Annotated in this window: 1 rRNA gene; it reads right to left on the minus strand. The window is 54.7% G+C overall.

What is annotated here, in order from left to right:
• Nucleotides 1-1067, minus strand: a 16S ribosomal RNA gene (locus tag SB659_RS19020); the annotation flags it as partial.

Below are 1067 nucleotides of genomic sequence, written 5' to 3' on the forward strand. Positions count from 1 at the left end.
CTTTGTTCTGTCCATTGTAGCACGTGTGTAGCCCAGGTCATAAGGGGCATGATGATTTGACGTCATCCCCACCTTCCTCCGGTTTGTCACCGGCAGTCACCTTAGAGTGCCCAACTGAATGCTGGCAACTAAGATCAAGGGTTGCGCTCGTTGCGGGACTTAACCCAACATCTCACGACACGAGCTGACGACAACCATGCACCACCTGTCACTCTGCCCCCGAAGGGGACGTCCTATCTCTAGGATTGTCAGAGGATGTCAAGACCTGGTAAGGTTCTTCGCGTTGCTTCGAATTAAACCACATGCTCCACCGCTTGTGCGGGCCCCCGTCAATTCCTTTGAGTTTCAGTCTTGCGACCGTACTCCCCAGGCGGAGTGCTTAATGCGTTAGCTGCAGCACTAAGGGGCGGAAACCCCCTAACACTTAGCACTCATCGTTTACGGCGTGGACTACCAGGGTATCTAATCCTGTTCGCTCCCCACGCTTTCGCTCCTCAGCGTCAGTTACAGACCAGAGAGTCGCCTTCGCCACTGGTGTTCCTCCACATCTCTACGCATTTCACCGCTACACGTGGAATTCCACTCTCCTCTTCTGCACTCAAGTTCCCCAGTTTCCAATGACCCTCCCCGGTTGAGCCGGGGGCTTTCACATCAGACTTAAGAAACCGCCTGCGAGCCCTTTACGCCCAATAATTCCGGACAACGCTTGCCACCTACGTATTACCGCGGCTGCTGGCACGTAGTTAGCCGTGGCTTTCTGGTTAGGTACCGTCAAGGTGCCGCCCTATTTGAACGGCACTTGTTCTTCCCTAACAACAGAGCTTTACGATCCGAAAACCTTCATCACTCACGCGGCGTTGCTCCGTCAGACTTTCGTCCATTGCGGAAGATTCCCTACTGCTGCCTCCCGTAGGAGTCTGGGCCGTGTCTCAGTCCCAGTGTGGCCGATCACCCTCTCAGGTCGGCTACGCATCGTTGCCTTGGTGAGCCGTTACCTCACCAACTAGCTAATGCGCCGCGGGTCCATCTGTAAGTGGTAGCCGAAGCCACCTTTTATGTTTGAACCA

Source organism: Arthrobacter sp. SIMBA_036, from assembly GCF_046535135.1.
Lineage (GTDB): Bacteria > Actinomycetota > Actinomycetes > Actinomycetales > Micrococcaceae > Arthrobacter.